Here is a 16,069-nt window from a genome sequence, read left to right as displayed (position 1 = left end):
CGCTTCCCGGCGGACCGGCTCACTGGGAGCCGCGGAAGCCGGGTCCCTCCACGATCAGCCCGGAGACCAGGGCCCCCGACATGCCCGCATGGGGCAGACCGCCCCCGGGGTGGGACCAGCCGCCGGCCGTCAACAGGCCCGGCAGAGCCGTGGTGTTGGACGGGTGCAGCAGCCGGCCGCCGCCCGCCGCGAGGGCCGGTGCCGGGACCGCGCCGCCGGGCGCGCCGGTCTCCTCGGCGATGTGTCCCGGAGTGCGCACCTCCCGCCACAGCACCCTCTCGCGCAGGCCGGGTATCGCGCGCTCGGCCGCCTCGACGACCCGGTCCACCTCGGCCGCGGACAGCTCCAGGCCCGCCGGGACGGTCACCGACAGGGTGACCGCCTCATGGGCCGGGTCGGGCACCAGCGCGGGGTCGTCCGGGCGCAGCACGGTCACCGTCGGGGTGGCGGGGAGCCCGGTGTCCGGGCCGAACAGGCGGTCCAGCTCGGCATCGCGGTCGGCCGGATGGACCACCGTGCGGTGCGCGCAGCCCTCCGGGCGGCCGCCCCGCAGTGCCAGCAGCACCGTCAGCCGGGCGGGCAGCCCCTGCGGGGCCGCGACCCCGCCGGGCTCCCGCGCGCTCGCCGTCCCCGGCATCAGACGGTCCAGCACCGCGGGCGCGACCCCGGCGACCACCTGGTCCGCCTCCGCCACCGTGCCCTGTCCCGCGCCCCCGGCCAGCTCCACGCCCGCCGCCCGGCCGTCCTTCTCGACGATCCCGGTGACCTCCGCGCCGAAGACGAACTCCACCTTCCGCGTGAGACACCGCTCGTGGAGGGCACGGGCCAGCTCCCGCATCCCGCCGCGCACATACCAGGTGCCGAAGGCGTGCTCCAGATACGGCAGCACCGCCGCGCTCGCCGGTGCCGTCCGGGGATCCAGGCCGTACGCCAGCGCATGGCTCTCCAGGAGTGCCGCGAGCCGCGCGTCACGCAGTTCGAACGCGCCGATCTCGGCGAGCGTCACGGCCCGCCGGGTGCGCAGCAGTCTGCGGTGCGGCACCGACGGATAGGGCTCGCGCTCGGCCAGCACCTCCCAGTTGGGCCACAGCGGTTCCTCCAGCAGGGGCCTGCGGGTGCGGTCCCAGGCCTCACGGGCCCGCACCAGGAAGTCGCCCCAGCGCTCGCCCGCCCCGCCGCCGAGTGCCGCGTCCAGCGCGGCGACGGCACCCGCGCGGGACGCGTTCGGCAGCGCGGCCTCCGTGCCGTCGGCGAAGAGATGGCGGGCGGACGGATCCACCTGGACCAGCTCCACACAGCTCTCCAGCGGTTCCCGGCCGGTCTTGACGAACAGATCGCGGTAGACCGCCGGGAGGGGCAGCAGGCCCGGACCCGTGTCGAAGGAGAAACCGTCGCGGGAGAAACGGCGCACCGCGCCGCCGTACGTCTCCGTACGCTCGTACACCACCACCCGGTGGCCCGCGACGGCCAGCCGGGCAGCGGCCGCCATCGCGCCCATCCCGGCGCCGATCACCGCAATCCGTGCCATGCCGGTGACTTTATCGGCGACCGCCGACAGTCCCGCCGGGAGCCCCGGACCGGCGCCATGGCCGCCGATCCGGCCACCGGGTGCGGGGCGGATGGCCGGATCTGAGTATCTGTACCTAGACGCGGAGATGAGTATCTTCGCGGATGGGCTCCGACCTGCGGGAACGAGACAGTGGAGGTACGGAGACGGGGTGTGGCCCGGAACCGCCGTCACGGGGCGGCGGAACGGCTTCCGCGCCCCTGCCCGCTCCTTCCGCCGACCCCGTTCGGCGGAAGCGAGGCACGGGGAGACCCGGGGGAACGACCGCAACGGGGGACACAAGGGAACACGGGGAACGCAAGGGGATACGGGGGAACGGCAGAGCGCCGGTCCGGGCGGCCGCGGGGGACGCGGCCACCCGGACCGGCGCTTTGTTTCTCGGGACCGGCGCTTCGGCGCGCGGAGGCGCTACCGGGCGCCGCTCACGCGCCCCTGGATCAGCCGCGACAGCGCCGCGTGCACATCGTCCAGGGAGCGCTCCGGCTGGAACGACTGCCAGTCCAGGGCCGCCACCAGCACCATGCCGACCAGCGCGGCCGCCGTCAGCGGGATGTCGATCTCCTCGCTGAACTCACCGTTCGCCACGCCTTCCCGCAGCACGTCCTCGATGGCCGCGACCACCTGGCGGCGCACCACCATGAGCGTGGACTGCCAGGCCCGGTTGGTGCGCCACAGCTCGGCCACATACAGCTGGGTGAAGGCCGGATAGCGGCAGATGAAGCCGAGCCCCGCACGGATCATGGCGTCCAGTGCGTCGACCTTGCTGCCGCCCGCCCGGTCCGTCTCCTCGGCCGCCTCCCGCAGCGAGGCGGTGAGCAGGCCCACGCCGTGCCGCAGCAGTTCCTCGAAGAGGACCGACTTGCTGGCGAAGTTGTAGTAGACCGTGCCCTTGGCGACCCCCGCCCGCTCGGCGATCTCGTCGACGGTCGTCGCGGAGAAGCCCTGCTCCGCGATGAGGGTGACCGCCGCCTCGTAGAGCTTCTGCCGGGTCGCCGCGCGGCGACCCGAGCCGCCCGGGGCGGAGGCACTGCTGTGTTCCATGGCTGTAATTCTCACAGGAAAGGCCGCGTCGGAGGGCGCAGCTCCGGCCGTCGGCGTCACAGGGTCAGCTCCGGGTGCAGCCTGCTGAGCGTCCACACCTGCTTGCGGCGGGCCGTCAGAGCGGTCAGCGCGAGGGCGCCCACGGTGAACACCGTCAACACGGCGCACGCCTGCCACACCGGGGTGAGTCCGCCGCCGGTGATCAGCCTGCGCAGGGCCTGCACGACGTAACTCATCGGCAGGAAGGGGTGGATCGCGTTGAAGAAGCCGGGGCTGGTCTGCACCGGGTAGGTGCCGCCCGCGGACGTCAGCTGGAGCATCAGCAGGGCCAGCACCAGGATCCGGCCCGCCGCGCCGAACTGCGCGTTCAGCCACTGCACGATGGCCGCGAAACACACCGCGACCAGGAACAGGAAGCCGACCGTGCCCGCCGCCCGCACCATCTCCAGGCCGATCGCCCAGTGCAGTACGGCCATCAGGGCGCCCGTCTGGAGGATCCCCACGGCGGCCGCGGGCAGCCAGCCCGCCAGCGTGATCCGCCGGGCCGAGGCGCCCGCCGACAGCGCGCGCCGGTTCAGCGGCGGAATCAGCATGTACGCCACCATGGAGCCCACCCACAGGGACAGCGGAATGAAGTACGGGGCGAAGCCGGTGCCGTAGTTCGGCGCGTGGTGCAGGTCCCGGGACGCGAGCTGCACCGGGTCGGCCATGACATCGGTCCGCCGGTCGCGGTCCTGCTTGTCGTAGTCGGGGATCTTCGACGCCCCGTCGTGCAGTCCGCCCGCCAGCTTCCCGGAGCCGTCGGCCAGCTTGTACATGCCTCCGTTGAGGTCCACCGCGCCCGACGCCAGCCGGTCCAGGCCCGCGTTGAGATCGTCGGCGCCCGCCTGGGCGGTGCCCAGTCCGCCGCGCAGCGTGCCCGCTCCCTGGGCGACCCGGGCGGCGCCCTGGTTGAGCGCGTCCACCTTGGCGACCGCGTCGTCGAGGTCCCCGGAGAGGTGCGGCGCCGCCTTGGCGAGGGCCCGCGCCTGCTGCTGGAGCGTCGTCAGATCGCCCTTCAGCGCGGTCATGTCCCCGTGGTAGTCCTGCACCACGGTGTTCACGTCATGGGCCAGCTGCGCCGCCTGGGCCGCCGCGTCCCGGGCCTTCTTCAGGTCGTCGCAGGCGGGGTCGGGCAGCAGCGCGTCGGTGCAGCGCCGGTCGTAGACCTCGTTGAGCGCGTCGGACGCCTTGCGGGTGCCGCTCTCGGCGAGCGGGGCCGTGCTGACGAACGCGTCGAGGTGGTCGCTGATCACTCCCGAGGAGTCGGCCACCAGGGTCGCGGTGTCGGCGATCTGCCGTCCGTTCTCCTTCAGGAACGGCCGCACCTGGTCGGCCGCGCCGTGCACCCGGTCGGCCAGCGCCTGGGTACCGGACGCGATCTGCTGCGCCCCGCTGTGCAGATCGCCCGCGCCCCGGGTGAGCTTCGTCAGGCCGTCCGACAGCTTGCCGCCGCCGTTCCTGGCCTCCGCGAGACCGTCGGCGAGGGCCTTGGAGCCCTGCTCCGCCTTGCCGATCCCGCCGGTGAGCTTGTCGGCGCCCTGCGCGGCCTGCACGGTCTTGCCGTGGATGTCGGAGAAGGAGATGAAGATCCGGTCCAGGAAGGTCCGCGAGGTCTTCGCGGAGGCCGCCGAACGCACCTCGCCGAACACCGTCTTGGAGATCTGCCCGACGATGTAGTTGTTCGCGTCGTTGGTGCGCACTTGGAGGGCACCGGTCTCGGGGGACTTCCCGGAGCTGGTGGCGATCCGCGCGCTGAAGTCGGACGGCATGGTCAGCGACAGGTAGTAGGTGCCGTTCTCCACACCCCGCCTGGCCTCGGCCGCGTCCACCTCGTGCCACTCGAAGGTCTTGCTCTCGCGCAGTCCCTTGACGAGGTCCTCGCCCGCGGTGATCTTCTGACCGTCCGCCGTCGCGCCCTTGTCGTCGTCGACGAGCGCCACGGGTATGCGGTCCAGGCGTCCGTACGGATCCCAGAAGGAGCACAGGTACAGACCGCCGTACAGCAGCGGCAGCAGCAGGAGGGCGACGAGTGCCGCACGGGGCAGCCTTCCCCTGCCGAACCGCTTCAGCTCAAGCGCGGCCAGTTTCGGCGAGCGCATCCGCCGTCTCCTTGTCGTCTTCGGCGCCGTCGCGGGACGGCTGCTCATCGGGGGTGGCGGCCGCGGCGGCCTCCGTGTCCTGGGAGCCCTGGGAGGAGCCCTGAGGGCTCTGGGAGTCCTGTGAGTCCCCGGAGCGCGCGGACTTCACGGATGTCGCGGAGTCCTTGGCGGGCTCGGACTTCTCGGATTCCGTGGAGTCCTTGGCGGGCTCGGAGGGCTCGACGGGCTCGGAAGGCTTGGCGGGCTCGTCGGAGGGGGCGGGGGCCTCGCCCTGTGGTACGCGGTAGCCGGAAGCCGTCGACACCACGGTCACGTCCTGCGGGGCTTCGGCACACACCGCGAAGACGGTGGTCCCGGCCGCGGCGAGAGACCTCAACAGGGCCCAGGTCTCGGTCTGTTCGGCGGGGGAGAGCTTGAGGTCGGTGTCGTCGACCGCGAGCAGCCGCGGCCGGCTGATGAGGGCCAGCGCGATGGACAGCCGCAGGGCCTCCAGCCGCTCCAGATCGCGTACGGCGGTGCGGGGGCCTTTGGGCAGCGCCTCCAGGTCGAGCCCGGCCGCGGTGACGGCCGTGTCGATACGGTGCCGCGCCGCCGCCGAGCGCTCGCTGCGGGGGCGCAGCAGCGCACGCAGGGAGTCCCCGAACCGGCTCTCCAGCAGGGCGCGTTCGCGCAGGTGCTCGGCCACAGTCAGCGCCGGTTCCAGATCGGTGACGCCCGACATGTTCGCGACCGCGCTGATCCGGCGGACCGCGGACATCTCCTTGGGCAGCCGGTGCCCGCCGACCACGGCACTGCCCTCGGTCGGCTTCATCCGTCCGGTGAGCGCCAGCAGCAGACTGGTGCGGCCTGAGCCCGAGGGCCCCTCCACTGCGATGAGCGCGCCGGGCCGGGCCGCCACCCGGATCCCCCGGAACACGGGGCCACGCGGGCCCTTGAGGCCGAGGTCCGTGGCCTCCACGGCGGCCCCGGCCGCTTCCTCCTGCATGTCCATGCCCCCCTGGTTCCCCTGGGCGGAGCGCCCAGTCGTGGGACCCGGTTTTGAACTGACTGGTCAGTTCAAAAGTTACCCCGAACCCCCGAGATCGAGCAAAGCCGCTGGTCAGGCCGGATTGTCAGTGCCGTGCCGCACGATGTGCACATACGGCCACAGCGCCGTCACGCAGACGACAGGAGGTTCGTCATGGCCAGCCACTCCGCAGGTGCCGCACGGCGCCGCGCCACCGGCCCTGCCCCCTCACTGAACGGCCCGGCGAGCGATGTGCACCCCGTGCTGCGCCGGTCCACCGCCCCGCCCGCCGCACTGGACCTGCTCGCCCAGGCCCGCGCCGGACTCGACGAGGCGGCCCGCCTGGACACCCCCAACGAGCGGTATGCGACGGCGCATCTCGCGGCCCTGCGCACGGCCGCGGCGGTGCTCGCCGCCCGCGGACGGCCGGAGCTCAACGCCCGCCGCCGCGCCCGGATCCGCAGCGCCTGGGAGGTGCTGTCCGAGATGGCTCCCGAACTTACCGACTGGAGCGCGTTGTTCGCCTCCGGCGCCGACCGCCGGGCCCGCGCCGAGGCCGGTATCGCGGGCGCCGCCGGGGACCGGGACGCGGACGACCTGATACGCGACGCGGCGATGTTCCTGCGCATCGTCGAACGAATGCTGGTGTTGCAGCCGGTCCTGCCACAGCCACGCCAGCAGACCGGTGAGGGGCCTCGCGGCGGGGGACCTCTGGGCGGAGGGCCTTTGGGGGAGGGGCAGCGGCGGGAGGGGATGCCGGACGCGGGGTGAGGGGCGAGGAGGGGTGGGGCGGGAGGGGGGAGGGGGGAAGGGGCGATGCATACGGGTTGAAGCCACGGTTGCGACCACGGTTGATGCCGCGGCTGGGGTTGCGGATGCCGGGGCGCGGGCCGGGGCCCGGGGCGGTGGCGCCGCGGGGCGGTGCGGTCGGTGTGGGTCGGGGCTCCGTGCACTGTGGCGGAGGCAATAGGGTGGAGGCGCCTGGAGCCTTCCGCCCCGATGCGGGTCGGGAAGGCCGACCGATCGCTCCGCCGTGCAGAAGGCGGTGCCGCGCCGAGGAGTCAACTGCCGTGTCGGACCCGATGCGCCCGCGCGCTTCACTCCGTACCGCCGTGGTCTGGGAGGTCCTCAAGGACGCCCTCGACCGCCGCGTCAAGGCCACGGGGCGGGACGTGCTGGACGTCCTCGACACCGGGGGCGGCAGCGGCAACTTCGCGGTGCCCGCCGCCCGCCTCGGCCACCGGGTCACCGTCGTCGACCCCAGCCCGAACGCGCTGTTCGCGCTGGAGCGGCGGGCCGCCGAGGCCGGCGTCGCCGACCGGGTGCGCGGTGTCCAGGGCGACGCCCACGGCCTCTTCGACGTGGTGGAGCGGGAGGGCTACGACGCCGTGCTGTGCCACGGCGTCCTGGAGTACGTGGACGACCCCGCCGAAGGCGTGCGCAACGTGGTCGCCGCGCTGCGTCCCGGCGGTGTCCTCAGCCTGCTCGCGGCGGGCCTCGGCGGTGCGGTCCTGGCGCGGGCCCTCGCCGGTCACTTCAAGGAGGCCCGGCAGGCGCTCGGGGACCCGGACGGCCGGTGGGGGGAGGGCGACCCCGTTCCCCACCGCTTCACCGCCGCGCAGCTCACCTCGCTCGTCGAGGAGGCGGGCCTCGGTGTCGCCGCCGTGCACGGCGTCCGGGTCTTCGCGGATCTCGTACCCGGAGTGCTGGTGGACACCGAGCCGGGCGCCCTGGACGCGCTGCTCGCCCTGGAGGCCGCGGCCGCCGAGGACCCCGCCTTCCATGCCGTTGCCACCCAGCTCCATGTCCTCGGCGAGAGCCGGGGCGCGGGCGCTGCCTGAGTCGACTGCGGCGCCCCGCCGTTGATCAGCGGCGGGGCGGTGGATGGAGTACGCCACAGGACCTCCGATCGGGCGGTCCCCGCCGTATGATCGAGGGAGACCACCCGGCATGACGGGTCGGCCACTGGGGAATGGAAGCCTCAGTGAGCCGGGACTGCCATGGCGGGTTCCGGTTGGCCAATTGGCGTAGAGGGGCGGGTTTCAAGGGGGCGATTCCCTGCCTATCCTGAAGGGGACCCCCGGTCGCCCCGGCGACTGCACGATGAGGAGGACTCCGTGCCGCTCTCGGAGCACGAGCAGCGAATGCTCGAGCAAATGGAGCGAGCGCTGTACGCCGAAGATCCCAAGTTCGCGACAGCGCTTGAGGGAAGCGGGCTGCGTACGTACACCCGGCGACGGGTCTACCAGGCGGCGGCGGGCTTCCTGGTGGGTATCGCGCTCCTCATGGCCGGAATGGTCGCGAAGCAGATCTGGATCAGCGTGGTGGGCTTCCTCGTCATGCTGGGCTGTGCCGTGCTTGTGGTGACCGGGTGGCGCAAGGTGCCCAAGCCGGGCGAGCAGGGTGCGCCGGGCGCCCGTCGGCAGGCCCGCGCCCGACGCTCCATGATGGACCGCATCGAGCAGCGCTGGCAGCGCCGCCGGGACGAACAGGGCCACTAGCCCCTCCGGGCACCAGCCCGAAGACTTCCGCGAGGGGGCGGCCATCCGACGGGATGGCCGCCCCCTCAGCCATGCCACCGCCCCCGCCGGGGCCGCGAGGTCCTTCCCGCCGCCCCCGCCCGGCCAGCGGAGGGGCCCCGCCAGCCCCGTGGGAAGGCCCCCGCCCAACGTCTCACCAAAGCCCTCGACCGACAGCCCAGCCACGCCACCCGGGGACCGTAGCCCGGCCAGCAGCTCCGGCACCCGCGCCCCGGGCCCGTAGCGCAGGTCCGCCCTGCGCTCGGAGCCCAGGCAGACCCCGGTACCCCCGCCCCGGGCCCGTAAATCCCGCCCCAGCCCGAAGCCAGCCGACCCCGGCGCCCTGGCCAGACCCCGCCGCCACGGCGCGGCGGACCCGGTATCCCCGCCCGAACCCAGGTCTCCCCGCGCGGGCTCGGTACCCCGGGCCGGAACCCAGTCTTCCCGCGCGGACCCGGTATCCCGGCTCGGATCCCGGGCCCCCACGCGGATCCGGTATCCCCCGCTCAGAACCCAGGCCACCGCCCCCGCGCGGACCCGGTACCCCGGTCCGCAACCCAGTCCGCCGCCCCGCCCCAGCGGCCTGCCTCAGACCCCCCGCTCTCCCGGCGCCCCCGGCGTCCCCGGCGTCCCCGGTGTCCGGCGGGCGGTCCAGTGCGCTCGAAAGGCGGCCCAGCGGTCGCCGGCGGTCCAGAGGAGGCGCAGGGCGGAGCGGGGGGCCAGCACTGCGCGTATCCGGGTTCGGGGGCCGACCCCGGAGCGCAGGGCCGTGCGTACCGTGCGCACGTCCTCGGCGAGACCGGGCTCGGGGCATGGCCGTGGTGCGAACAGGACCTGTTCCACCGCACCGGCCAGCCGGTGCACCGCGGCCGCGGCGGGCTCGTCCAGGCGGCCGAGGCGCACGATCCGGGCGGCCGCCCCGCGTGGGGTCAGGGCCTCGTCCGGCGGGATGCCGTAGTCCCAGGCCGTGTCGGTCAGCTCGCGCCACACGGCCAGGGTGTGGCCCGCGGCCGCGTCCGCCGCCCCGTCCGGGGGCACCCCGCCCGGCAGCGTGGCCACCGCGATCTCACCGTCACCGGTGCACGTCCGGGGGCCGGACGAGGCGTGCCGGGCGGAGGCCAGCCGTACCGACCGGCTCCGCAGCCGCCACAGCATCGGCGCCAGCGGCACCGCGAGCAGGGCGAGCCCCAGCAGTGTCCAGGCCAGGACCCGGTACCACGGCGGCCCGTCGTCCCCCGCGGTCGCCAGGGCCCCCGCGGACTGGTCCGGGCACGCCTCCAGCTTCCGCATGGTCGCCGAGCAGCTCTCGCTCGCGGAGGGAGCCGTGGACGGCGCGGACGTGGCCGACCGGGGCGGCTGCGGCACGGCCGGAATCTCCCCGCTGGGCGTGTTCGACTGGGTGTAGGAGGGGGCCGTGCCGCGGGTCGGGGTCGGCTCGAAGCGGGTCCAGCCGACCCCCTCGAAGTACAGCTCGGGCCAGGCGTGCGCATCCCGCAGCCCCACCGACATGGACCCGTCCGCCTGCGGGGAGCCCGGGGTGAATCCCACCGCCACCCGGGCCGGAATCCCGAGGGTCCGGGCCATCGCGGCCATCGCGAACGAGAAGTGCACGCAGAAGCCCTGCTTGTCCCTCAGGAAGCGGGCGATGGCCTTCGAGCCGGTGCCGGCCTGCACCTCGGTGCTGTAGGTGAAGCCGCCGTTGAGCGCGAAGTAGTCCTGGAGCCTGACGGCCTGCTCGTAGTGGTTGGACGCGCCCGCGGTCACCTTGCGGGCCGTCTGCGCCACGATCGCCGGAAGCGAGGCCGGCACCTTGGTGAAGTCGCGCTTCAGCGGCTCCGGCGGCTCCGGCGCCGCCGCCAGCTGCTCCGCGGTCGGCTGCACGATCAGGCTCTTGACGTCGTACTGGAGGCCGCGCGTGGTCTGGCCGTGGTCGCCGACGAGTGTGCGGCCCACCGGCTCGTAGCGCCAGCTGCCCTTGACCTTCGCCCCGGTCGCCGGGTACGGCATCGGCAGCCAGTCCTGTGCGTACCAGTCCGCCGCCGAGATCCGCGTCTCGATCTCGGTCCGGCGCACATCGCCCGCGAGGCCCGTCGGAGTGGGGAGGGTTCCCGGCACGGCGGAGATGCGGCGTTGGGCCGGCCGCCAGGTCGTGCCGTCGAAGTCGTCCAGGGCGACGATCCGCAGATACATGTCCTGGGTGTCGTCCGAGTTGGTGCGGTAGGCCATCACCTGGCGGTCCTGGTCCACATTGAGGCTGTCGCGCAGCGAGACCAGGGGGTTGACCGCGGAGATGGTGTTGCCGTCGCCGAATCCGGCGCCTACCCCGCTTCCGGTGCCGTCCAGCAGGCCGCCCGTGAGCGAGGGCAGCGCGAGCGGCACCACCAGCGCGACGCCCAGCGCCACCGCCCCGATCCGGCGCCCGGCCCGGACGGGGGCCACGGCACCGCCGGTACCCCGCTCCCGTTCGCGCGGCGGGCCGCCGAAGATCCGGCCCCACTGGGAGAGCCGGTCGCGGCTCTCGGCCAGCAGCAGCATCAGATAGCCGCTCGCGGCGACGAGGAACCACAGCCAGTCGGCGGCGCCGTGGGACAGCCCCGCGGCCACCGAGTACAGCGCGAGCAGCGGAAGTCCGGCCGGGGCCGCCGAGCGGAACGTCACGGCGAGCGCGTCCACCAGGAGCCCGATGACCAGCACCCCGCCGACGATCATCAGCCGGATGCCGGGGGTGAGCGGCGCGGGAATGGCATACCGCCCCACGTCCTGTGAGCCCGACTGGAGCAGCTCCCCGAAGTGGCGGATGGCGTCGGGGCCCGGGATGAAGCCCGCGAGGGACTGGTCGTGGGCGAAGACCAGGGTGAGCAGCAGCAGTCCGGTGACCGCCTGGCAGGCGATGGTCAGCGGACGGGCCAGTGGCACCTGTCGGGCCAGCGCGCCGACCCCGGTCTGCGCCGCCACCAGGAACGCCGCCTGGAAGAGCCAGGTCATCGGGGACACCAGGGGCAGCAGCGCGCAGGCCGCGGCCAGCGTCGCCGCCGCGGCGCACAGCGCCAGCCGGGGCCGCCCGCTCATGACCGTCCCTCCGCACCGCTGAGGGTGCCCGCGCCGGAGCGCTGCCGGTCCGCCTCGCGCCACAGCTCCGCGAGCGGAACGCCGCGGGGCACCGCCAGCGCCGTCCAGCCCGACTCGCGCAGCAGCCGCAGCCGGTCCTCGGCGCGGTCCAGGGGGGCCGGCACATCAGCCGGTTCGCGCTCCCAGGCCTCGCTGTCCAGCAGGAAGGCGATCGCGCGGCCGCTGCGTCTGCTCATCTTGGCGGCCACCGCGGCCTGCTCCTCGTCCAGGCCGCCGAAGAAGGCGACCAGCAGTCCCTCGTTCCCGCCGCGCAGCACGTCGTAGGCGCGGGACAGGCCCGTGCCGTCCGAGTGGTCGATCACGGCGAGGGTGTCCATCATCAGTCCGGCCGCGTCCGCGGACTCGGGGCTCGCGCCCGCGAACCCGTCCGCCCCCTCGCCGGGCACCGAGGTGCCGGTGTCGGTCAACAGCCGCACGGAGAAGCCTCGTTCGAGCATGTGTGCGAGGGTGGACGCGGCGCCCGCGACCGCCCACTCGAAGGCCGAGTCCGGGCCCGTGCCCCGGAAGGCGGTCCTGCGGGCGTCGAGCAGCACCGTGCACCTGGCGCGCTGCGGCTGCTCCTCCCGGCGCACCATCAGCTCGCCGTAGCGCGCGGTGGAGCGCCAGTGGACCCGGCGGAGGTCGTCGCCGTGGCGGTAGCCGCGCGGGATCACATCGTCCTCACCGGCCAGGGCCAGCGACCGCTGCCGCCCGTCGCCGTAGCCCCGCGCCTCGCCGGTCAGCCGTATCGGCGGCAGCGGGTCCACCCGTGGGACGACCGTCAGCGTGTCCTGGGCGGAGAAGGAGCGGGTCAGCTCGCACATGCCGAAGGGGTCGGCCAGCCGGAGCTGGAGCGGGCCCAGCGGATAGCGGCCGCGCAGATCGGAGCGGACCCGGTAGGAGACCTCGCGCCGGCCGCCCGGCTCCACCCGGTCCAGGACGAAGCGGGGGCGCGGCCCGAGGACGTAGGGCACCCGGTCCTGGAGCATCAGCAGTCCGGTGGGCAGCCGGGAGACGTTGTCCATCAGCAGATGGACGCGGGCCTCGGAACCGGCGGGGACCCGCTCCGGGGTCAGACGGCGGCTGCCCGCGACCCGGTAGCGCGTGCGGTGGAGCACCGCGGCGCAGACCAGGGGCAGCACCGCGAGCAGCAGTCCCACCCGGAGCAGATCGGCCTGGCCGAGGACGTAGGCGCAGACGACGGCCGCGATCCCGGCGGCCAGGAAGGAGCGCCCCCGGGTGGTCAGCCCGGTGAGCGCGGCGCGCAGTCCGCCCGGCTCGTCCTGGGCGCCGGGCGCCGTCCCCCCGTGGGTCATCAGGGCCTCCGGGGCGGCTGCTGGCCGTAGCCCCGCCCCAGGGGGAGGCCCGAGGCCTGCGGTGCCGCGGGCACCGGGGTGTTCTGAAGGATCTCCTGGACGACCTGCTCGGCGGTGCGGCGGCTCAGCTGGGCCTGTGCGGTGGGCAGCAGACGGTGGGCCAGGACCGCCACGGCGAGGGCCTGGACGTCGTCCGGCAGGGCGAACTCCCGGCCGGACAGGGCCGCGGACGCCTTCGCCGCGCGCAGCAGATGCAGGGTCGCGCGCGGCGAGGCGCCCAGTCTGAGGTCGGGATGGGTGCGGGTGGCGGCGACCAGGTCCACCGCATAGCGCCGGACGGACTCGGCGACATGCACGCCCCGGACGGCCTCGATCAGCTTGAGGATCTCGTGCGCGTGCGCCACCGGCTGGAGGTCGTCCAGCGGATTGACCCCGCCGTGGACGTCGAGCATCTGGAGCTCGGCCTCCGCGCTCGGGTAGCCGATGGAGACACGGGCCATGAAGCGGTCCCGCTGGGCTTCGGGCAGCGGATAGGTGCCCTCCATCTCCACCGGGTTCTGGGTCGCGACCACCATGAAGGGGCTGGGCAGTTCATAGGTCTGGCCGTCGATGGTGACCTGGCGCTCCTCCAGCGACTCCAGCAGCGCCGACTGGGTCTTGGGGGAGGCGCGGTTGATCTCGTCGCCGATCACGATCTGGGCGAAGATCGCGCCCGGCTTGAACTCGAAGTCCCGGCGCTGCTGGTCCCAGATGGACACGCCCGTGATGTCCGAGGGCAGCAGGTCCGGGGTGAACTGGATGCGCCGCACCGAGCAGTCGATGGAGCGCGCCAGGGCCTTCGCCAGCATGGTCTTGCCGACGCCGGGGACATCCTCGATCAGAAGATGCCCCTCGGCGAGCAGCACGGTCAGGGAAAGCCGTACGACCTCGGGCTTGCCCTCGATCACTCCTTCCACCGAACTGCGGACGCGCTCCACAGTGGCGGTCAGATCAGTGAGGCTCGCTCGATCGTCATAGGTCGTCACCCGGCCCTCCTCGGCCCGTACTTTCTCCGGGCCGACGCTCTGCGATGCGGACCGGCCCACCCCGAATACGGACATCACCCCGGAACAGTTCCGAGTGACGCCACATCCGCATTCTTGTAGCCGTTACCGGTTCGTGTCACTCGGCTGTGGATAACTGTCTGCGATATGTCGGCCTTACGGCCTTTTGGCCCACCCGGACCGGGGTGATTGTCCGAAGAAATACGTGTGTAAGGCGTGGTAAAAGGACGGGGTGGACCGGATCGGCCCCTGCGCGGAGCGGACCGGACCGGCCCTTATGCGGGGTCGATCTCCCGCAGCAGACCCGTCTTCACATCGAAGACAAAGCCCCTTATGTCATCGGTGTGCAGCAGGAACGGCGAGGTGCGCACCCGCTGCATCGACTGCCGCACGTCCTGGTCGACATCGCGGAACGCCTCCACCGCCCAGGCGGGCCGCTGCCCGACCTCCATCTCCAGCTCGTGCCGGAATTCCTCGGTCAGGGACTCCAGGCCGCAGCCGGTGTGGTGGATCAGCACTACGCTGCGGGTGCCCAGCGCGCGCTGGCTGATGGTCAGGGAGCGGATCACGTCGTCGGTGACGACGCCGCCCGCGTTGCGGATGGTGTGGCAGTCGCCCAGTTCGAGACCGAGCGCGGCGTGCAGGTCCAGCCGGGCGTCCATGCAGGCCACGACCGCGACCCGGAGCACGGGACGGGCGTCCATCCCGGGGTCCTTGAACGCGGCGGCATAACGCTGGTTGGCCTCCACGAGGCGATCGGTGACGGTGCCCACTATGGCGCCTTCGGGACCGGCGGGTACGGATGCGGAAGTCGTCATACCCATGACGTTACTGGTCACGGCCGATCCCGGCCTGCTGTGAGAGCGAACAAAGAACGACAGTGCGGCTTGTTGTGACGCACTCCACGCCGAGGAGCAGCCACTGCCGGACGGGTGAACCCCGCTCCGCCGTCCACCGCCGCGGGCCGCGCGGCGACGCGCAGGCCGGTTGATTGACCGCATCACGGGGTGGACTAAAGTGACGCGAAGTGGGAGGCGAGACGTTCTCCCCGCGGACTGTCCACCCAGGAGACGCCGGCTGCCCGCCGGATTCTCCCCGCGTGCGCGGCGCGTACGTACGGCTCGGCCTCCTCCCGCTCCCGGTCGGCTGACGCTTCCGGCGCCGGCAGGCCCCCTCGCCGAGCGGGGGCGTCCCCGGCGTCGTCCGGAGGGGGGCGGCCGGCCGTCCGTGCGGACCGGCGCGCCGGATCTGAGAGGCCCCCTTGAGCACAAGTCGACACGTGCCCGTCATGCTCCGGCAGTGTCTGGACATGCTGGCCCCGGCCCTCGCCGAGCCGGGTGCCGTGGTCGTCGACTGCACCCTCGGACTCGGCGGCCACAGCGAGGCCCTGCTGACCCGGTTCCCCGAGGCGCGGCTCGTGGCCCTCGACCGCGACAAGGAGGCACTGCGCCTGTCCGGGGAGCGCCTCGCCCCCTTCGGCGACCGCGCCACCCTGGTGCACGCCGTCTACGACGAACTCCCCGCGGTGCTCGACCGGCTGGGCCTGGCCCGCGTCCAGGGCGTCCTCTTCGACCTCGGCGTGTCCTCCATGCAGCTCGACGAGGCCGACCGCGGCTTCGCCTACGCGCAGGACGCCCCGCTCGACATGCGCATGGACCAGACGACGGGCGTGAGCGCCGCCGAGGTTCTCAACACCTACCCGCCGGGCGAACTCGTCCGGATCCTGCGTGCCTACGGCGAGGAGAAGCAGGCCAAGCGGATCGTGGGGGCGGTCGTGCGGGAGCGCGCGAAGGAGCCCTTCACCAACAGCGCACGGCTCGTCGAACTGATCCGGGACGCGCTGCCGCAGGCCGCCAAGCGGACCGGCGGCAACCCCGCCAAGCGCACCTTCCAGGCGCTGCGCATCGAGGTCAACGGCGAACTCGCCGTCCTGGAGCGGGCGATCCCCGCCGCCGTGAAGGCCCTGGCCGTCGGCGGCCGGATCGCCGTCCTGTCCTACCACTCCCTCGAAGACCGCCTGGTCAAGCAGGTGTTCGCCACCGGGGCCGCGACCACCGCGCCCCCCGGCCTCCCGGTCGTGCCCGAACACCACCAGCCCCGGCTCAAGCTCCTCACACGCGGTGCCGAACTTCCCAGCGAGGAGGAGATCGCCGAGAACCGCCGTGCGGCCCCGGCGCGTCTGCGGGGTGCCGAGCGCATCCGCGAGGACGCCGAGTGAGCCCGACGGAAGCCGAGTGGGCCTGACGAAAGGGGAGGGCGAGTGAACAGAGCGGCCCCGAAACGCCCGGACGCGCCGACCGGCGGCGGACGCCCGCACCGGCCCCGGGG

12 protein-coding genes are annotated in these 16,069 nt (G+C 73.6%); 4 read left to right on the top strand and 8 right to left on the bottom strand.

Annotation, left to right across the window (positions count from 1 at the left end; translation table 11 throughout):
• Positions 1-19: 19 nt before the first annotated feature.
• From ACIHAA_RS14730 to ACIHAA_RS14715, 4 genes are all read right to left on the bottom strand, one after another.
• Positions 20-1,528: a phytoene desaturase family protein gene (locus ACIHAA_RS14730; protein ID WP_399816881.1), complete on the bottom strand. Its 1,509-nt coding sequence runs from the start codon at positions 1,526-1,528 to the stop codon at positions 20-22.
• Positions 1,529-1,975: 447 nt separating this feature from the next.
• Positions 1,976-2,608, bottom strand: coding sequence for a TetR/AcrR family transcriptional regulator (locus tag ACIHAA_RS14725; RefSeq protein ID WP_399816879.1), 633 nt, complete (start codon positions 2,606-2,608; stop codon positions 1,976-1,978).
• Positions 2,609-2,664: 56 nt separating this feature from the next.
• A complete protein-coding gene (locus ACIHAA_RS14720) occupies positions 2,665-4,749 on the bottom strand; it encodes a YhgE/Pip family protein (protein ID WP_399816877.1) in 2,085 nt (694 codons plus the stop codon).
• Positions 4,721-5,734: an ATP-binding cassette domain-containing protein gene (locus ACIHAA_RS14715; RefSeq protein ID WP_399817413.1), complete on the bottom strand. Its 1,014-nt coding sequence runs from the start codon at positions 5,732-5,734 to the stop codon at positions 4,721-4,723. Before ACIHAA_RS14715 ends, ACIHAA_RS14720 begins: the two co-directional genes overlap by 29 nt.
• Positions 5,735-5,929: 195 nt before the next feature.
• Between ACIHAA_RS14715 and ACIHAA_RS14710 the strand changes: the two genes are divergently transcribed.
• The 3 genes from ACIHAA_RS14710 to ACIHAA_RS14700 all read left to right on the top strand — a co-directional run bounded on the left by ACIHAA_RS14710 (position 5,930) and on the right by ACIHAA_RS14700 (position 8,256).
• Positions 5,930-6,526: an SAV_6107 family HEPN domain-containing protein gene (locus tag ACIHAA_RS14710; protein ID WP_399816875.1), complete on the top strand. Its 597-nt coding sequence runs from the start codon at positions 5,930-5,932 to the stop codon at positions 6,524-6,526.
• A 299-nt stretch (positions 6,527-6,825) separates the two neighbouring features.
• Positions 6,826-7,596, top strand: coding sequence for a methyltransferase (locus ACIHAA_RS14705; RefSeq protein ID WP_399816874.1), 771 nt, complete (start codon positions 6,826-6,828; stop codon positions 7,594-7,596).
• Positions 7,597-7,872: 276 nt separating this feature from the next.
• Positions 7,873-8,256, top strand: a complete 384-nt coding sequence (locus ACIHAA_RS14700; protein ID WP_399816872.1) for a DUF3040 domain-containing protein — start codon at positions 7,873-7,875, stop codon at positions 8,254-8,256.
• A gap of 606 nt (positions 8,257-8,862) precedes the next feature.
• Here ACIHAA_RS14700 and ACIHAA_RS14695 read toward each other — a convergent pair.
• The 4 genes from ACIHAA_RS14695 to ACIHAA_RS14680 all read right to left on the bottom strand — a co-directional run bounded on the left by ACIHAA_RS14695 (position 8,863) and on the right by ACIHAA_RS14680 (position 14,559).
• Positions 8,863-11,343, bottom strand: a complete 2,481-nt coding sequence (locus tag ACIHAA_RS14695; protein WP_399816870.1) for a DUF3488 and DUF4129 domain-containing transglutaminase family protein — start codon at positions 11,341-11,343, stop codon at positions 8,863-8,865.
• The gene (locus ACIHAA_RS14690) at positions 11,340-12,698 is read right to left on the bottom strand and encodes a DUF58 domain-containing protein (protein ID WP_399816868.1); all 1,359 of its coding nucleotides are present in this window, start codon (positions 12,696-12,698) and stop codon (positions 11,340-11,342) included. The genes ACIHAA_RS14695 and ACIHAA_RS14690 overlap by 4 nt, the downstream gene beginning before the upstream one ends.
• Complete coding sequence (locus tag ACIHAA_RS14685) at positions 12,698-13,723, bottom strand: AAA family ATPase (protein ID WP_399816866.1); 1,026 nt, start codon at positions 13,721-13,723, stop codon at positions 12,698-12,700. Before ACIHAA_RS14685 ends, ACIHAA_RS14690 begins: the two co-directional genes overlap by 1 nt.
• A gap of 293 nt (positions 13,724-14,016) precedes the next feature.
• Positions 14,017-14,559 carry a beta-class carbonic anhydrase gene (locus ACIHAA_RS14680; RefSeq protein ID WP_399816864.1) on the bottom strand — a complete coding sequence of 181 codons (543 nt, stop codon included), beginning with the start codon at positions 14,557-14,559 and terminating at the stop codon, positions 14,017-14,019.
• Between the two features lie 443 nt (positions 14,560-15,002).
• Between ACIHAA_RS14680 and rsmH the strand changes: the two genes are divergently transcribed.
• On the top strand, positions 15,003-15,959 hold the full coding sequence (gene rsmH, locus ACIHAA_RS14675; protein WP_399816862.1) for a 16S rRNA (cytosine(1402)-N(4))-methyltransferase RsmH: 957 nt from the start codon (positions 15,003-15,005) through the stop codon (positions 15,957-15,959).
• The last annotated feature ends 110 nt before the right edge of the window (positions 15,960-16,069 follow it).

The sequence above is a fragment of the Streptomyces sp. NPDC052040 genome, assembly GCF_044548405.1.
Taxonomy (GTDB): domain Bacteria; phylum Actinomycetota; class Actinomycetes; order Streptomycetales; family Streptomycetaceae; genus Streptomyces.
Note: the sequence above shows the minus strand (reverse complement) of the source record. Positions and strands in the feature narration are given on the sequence as shown.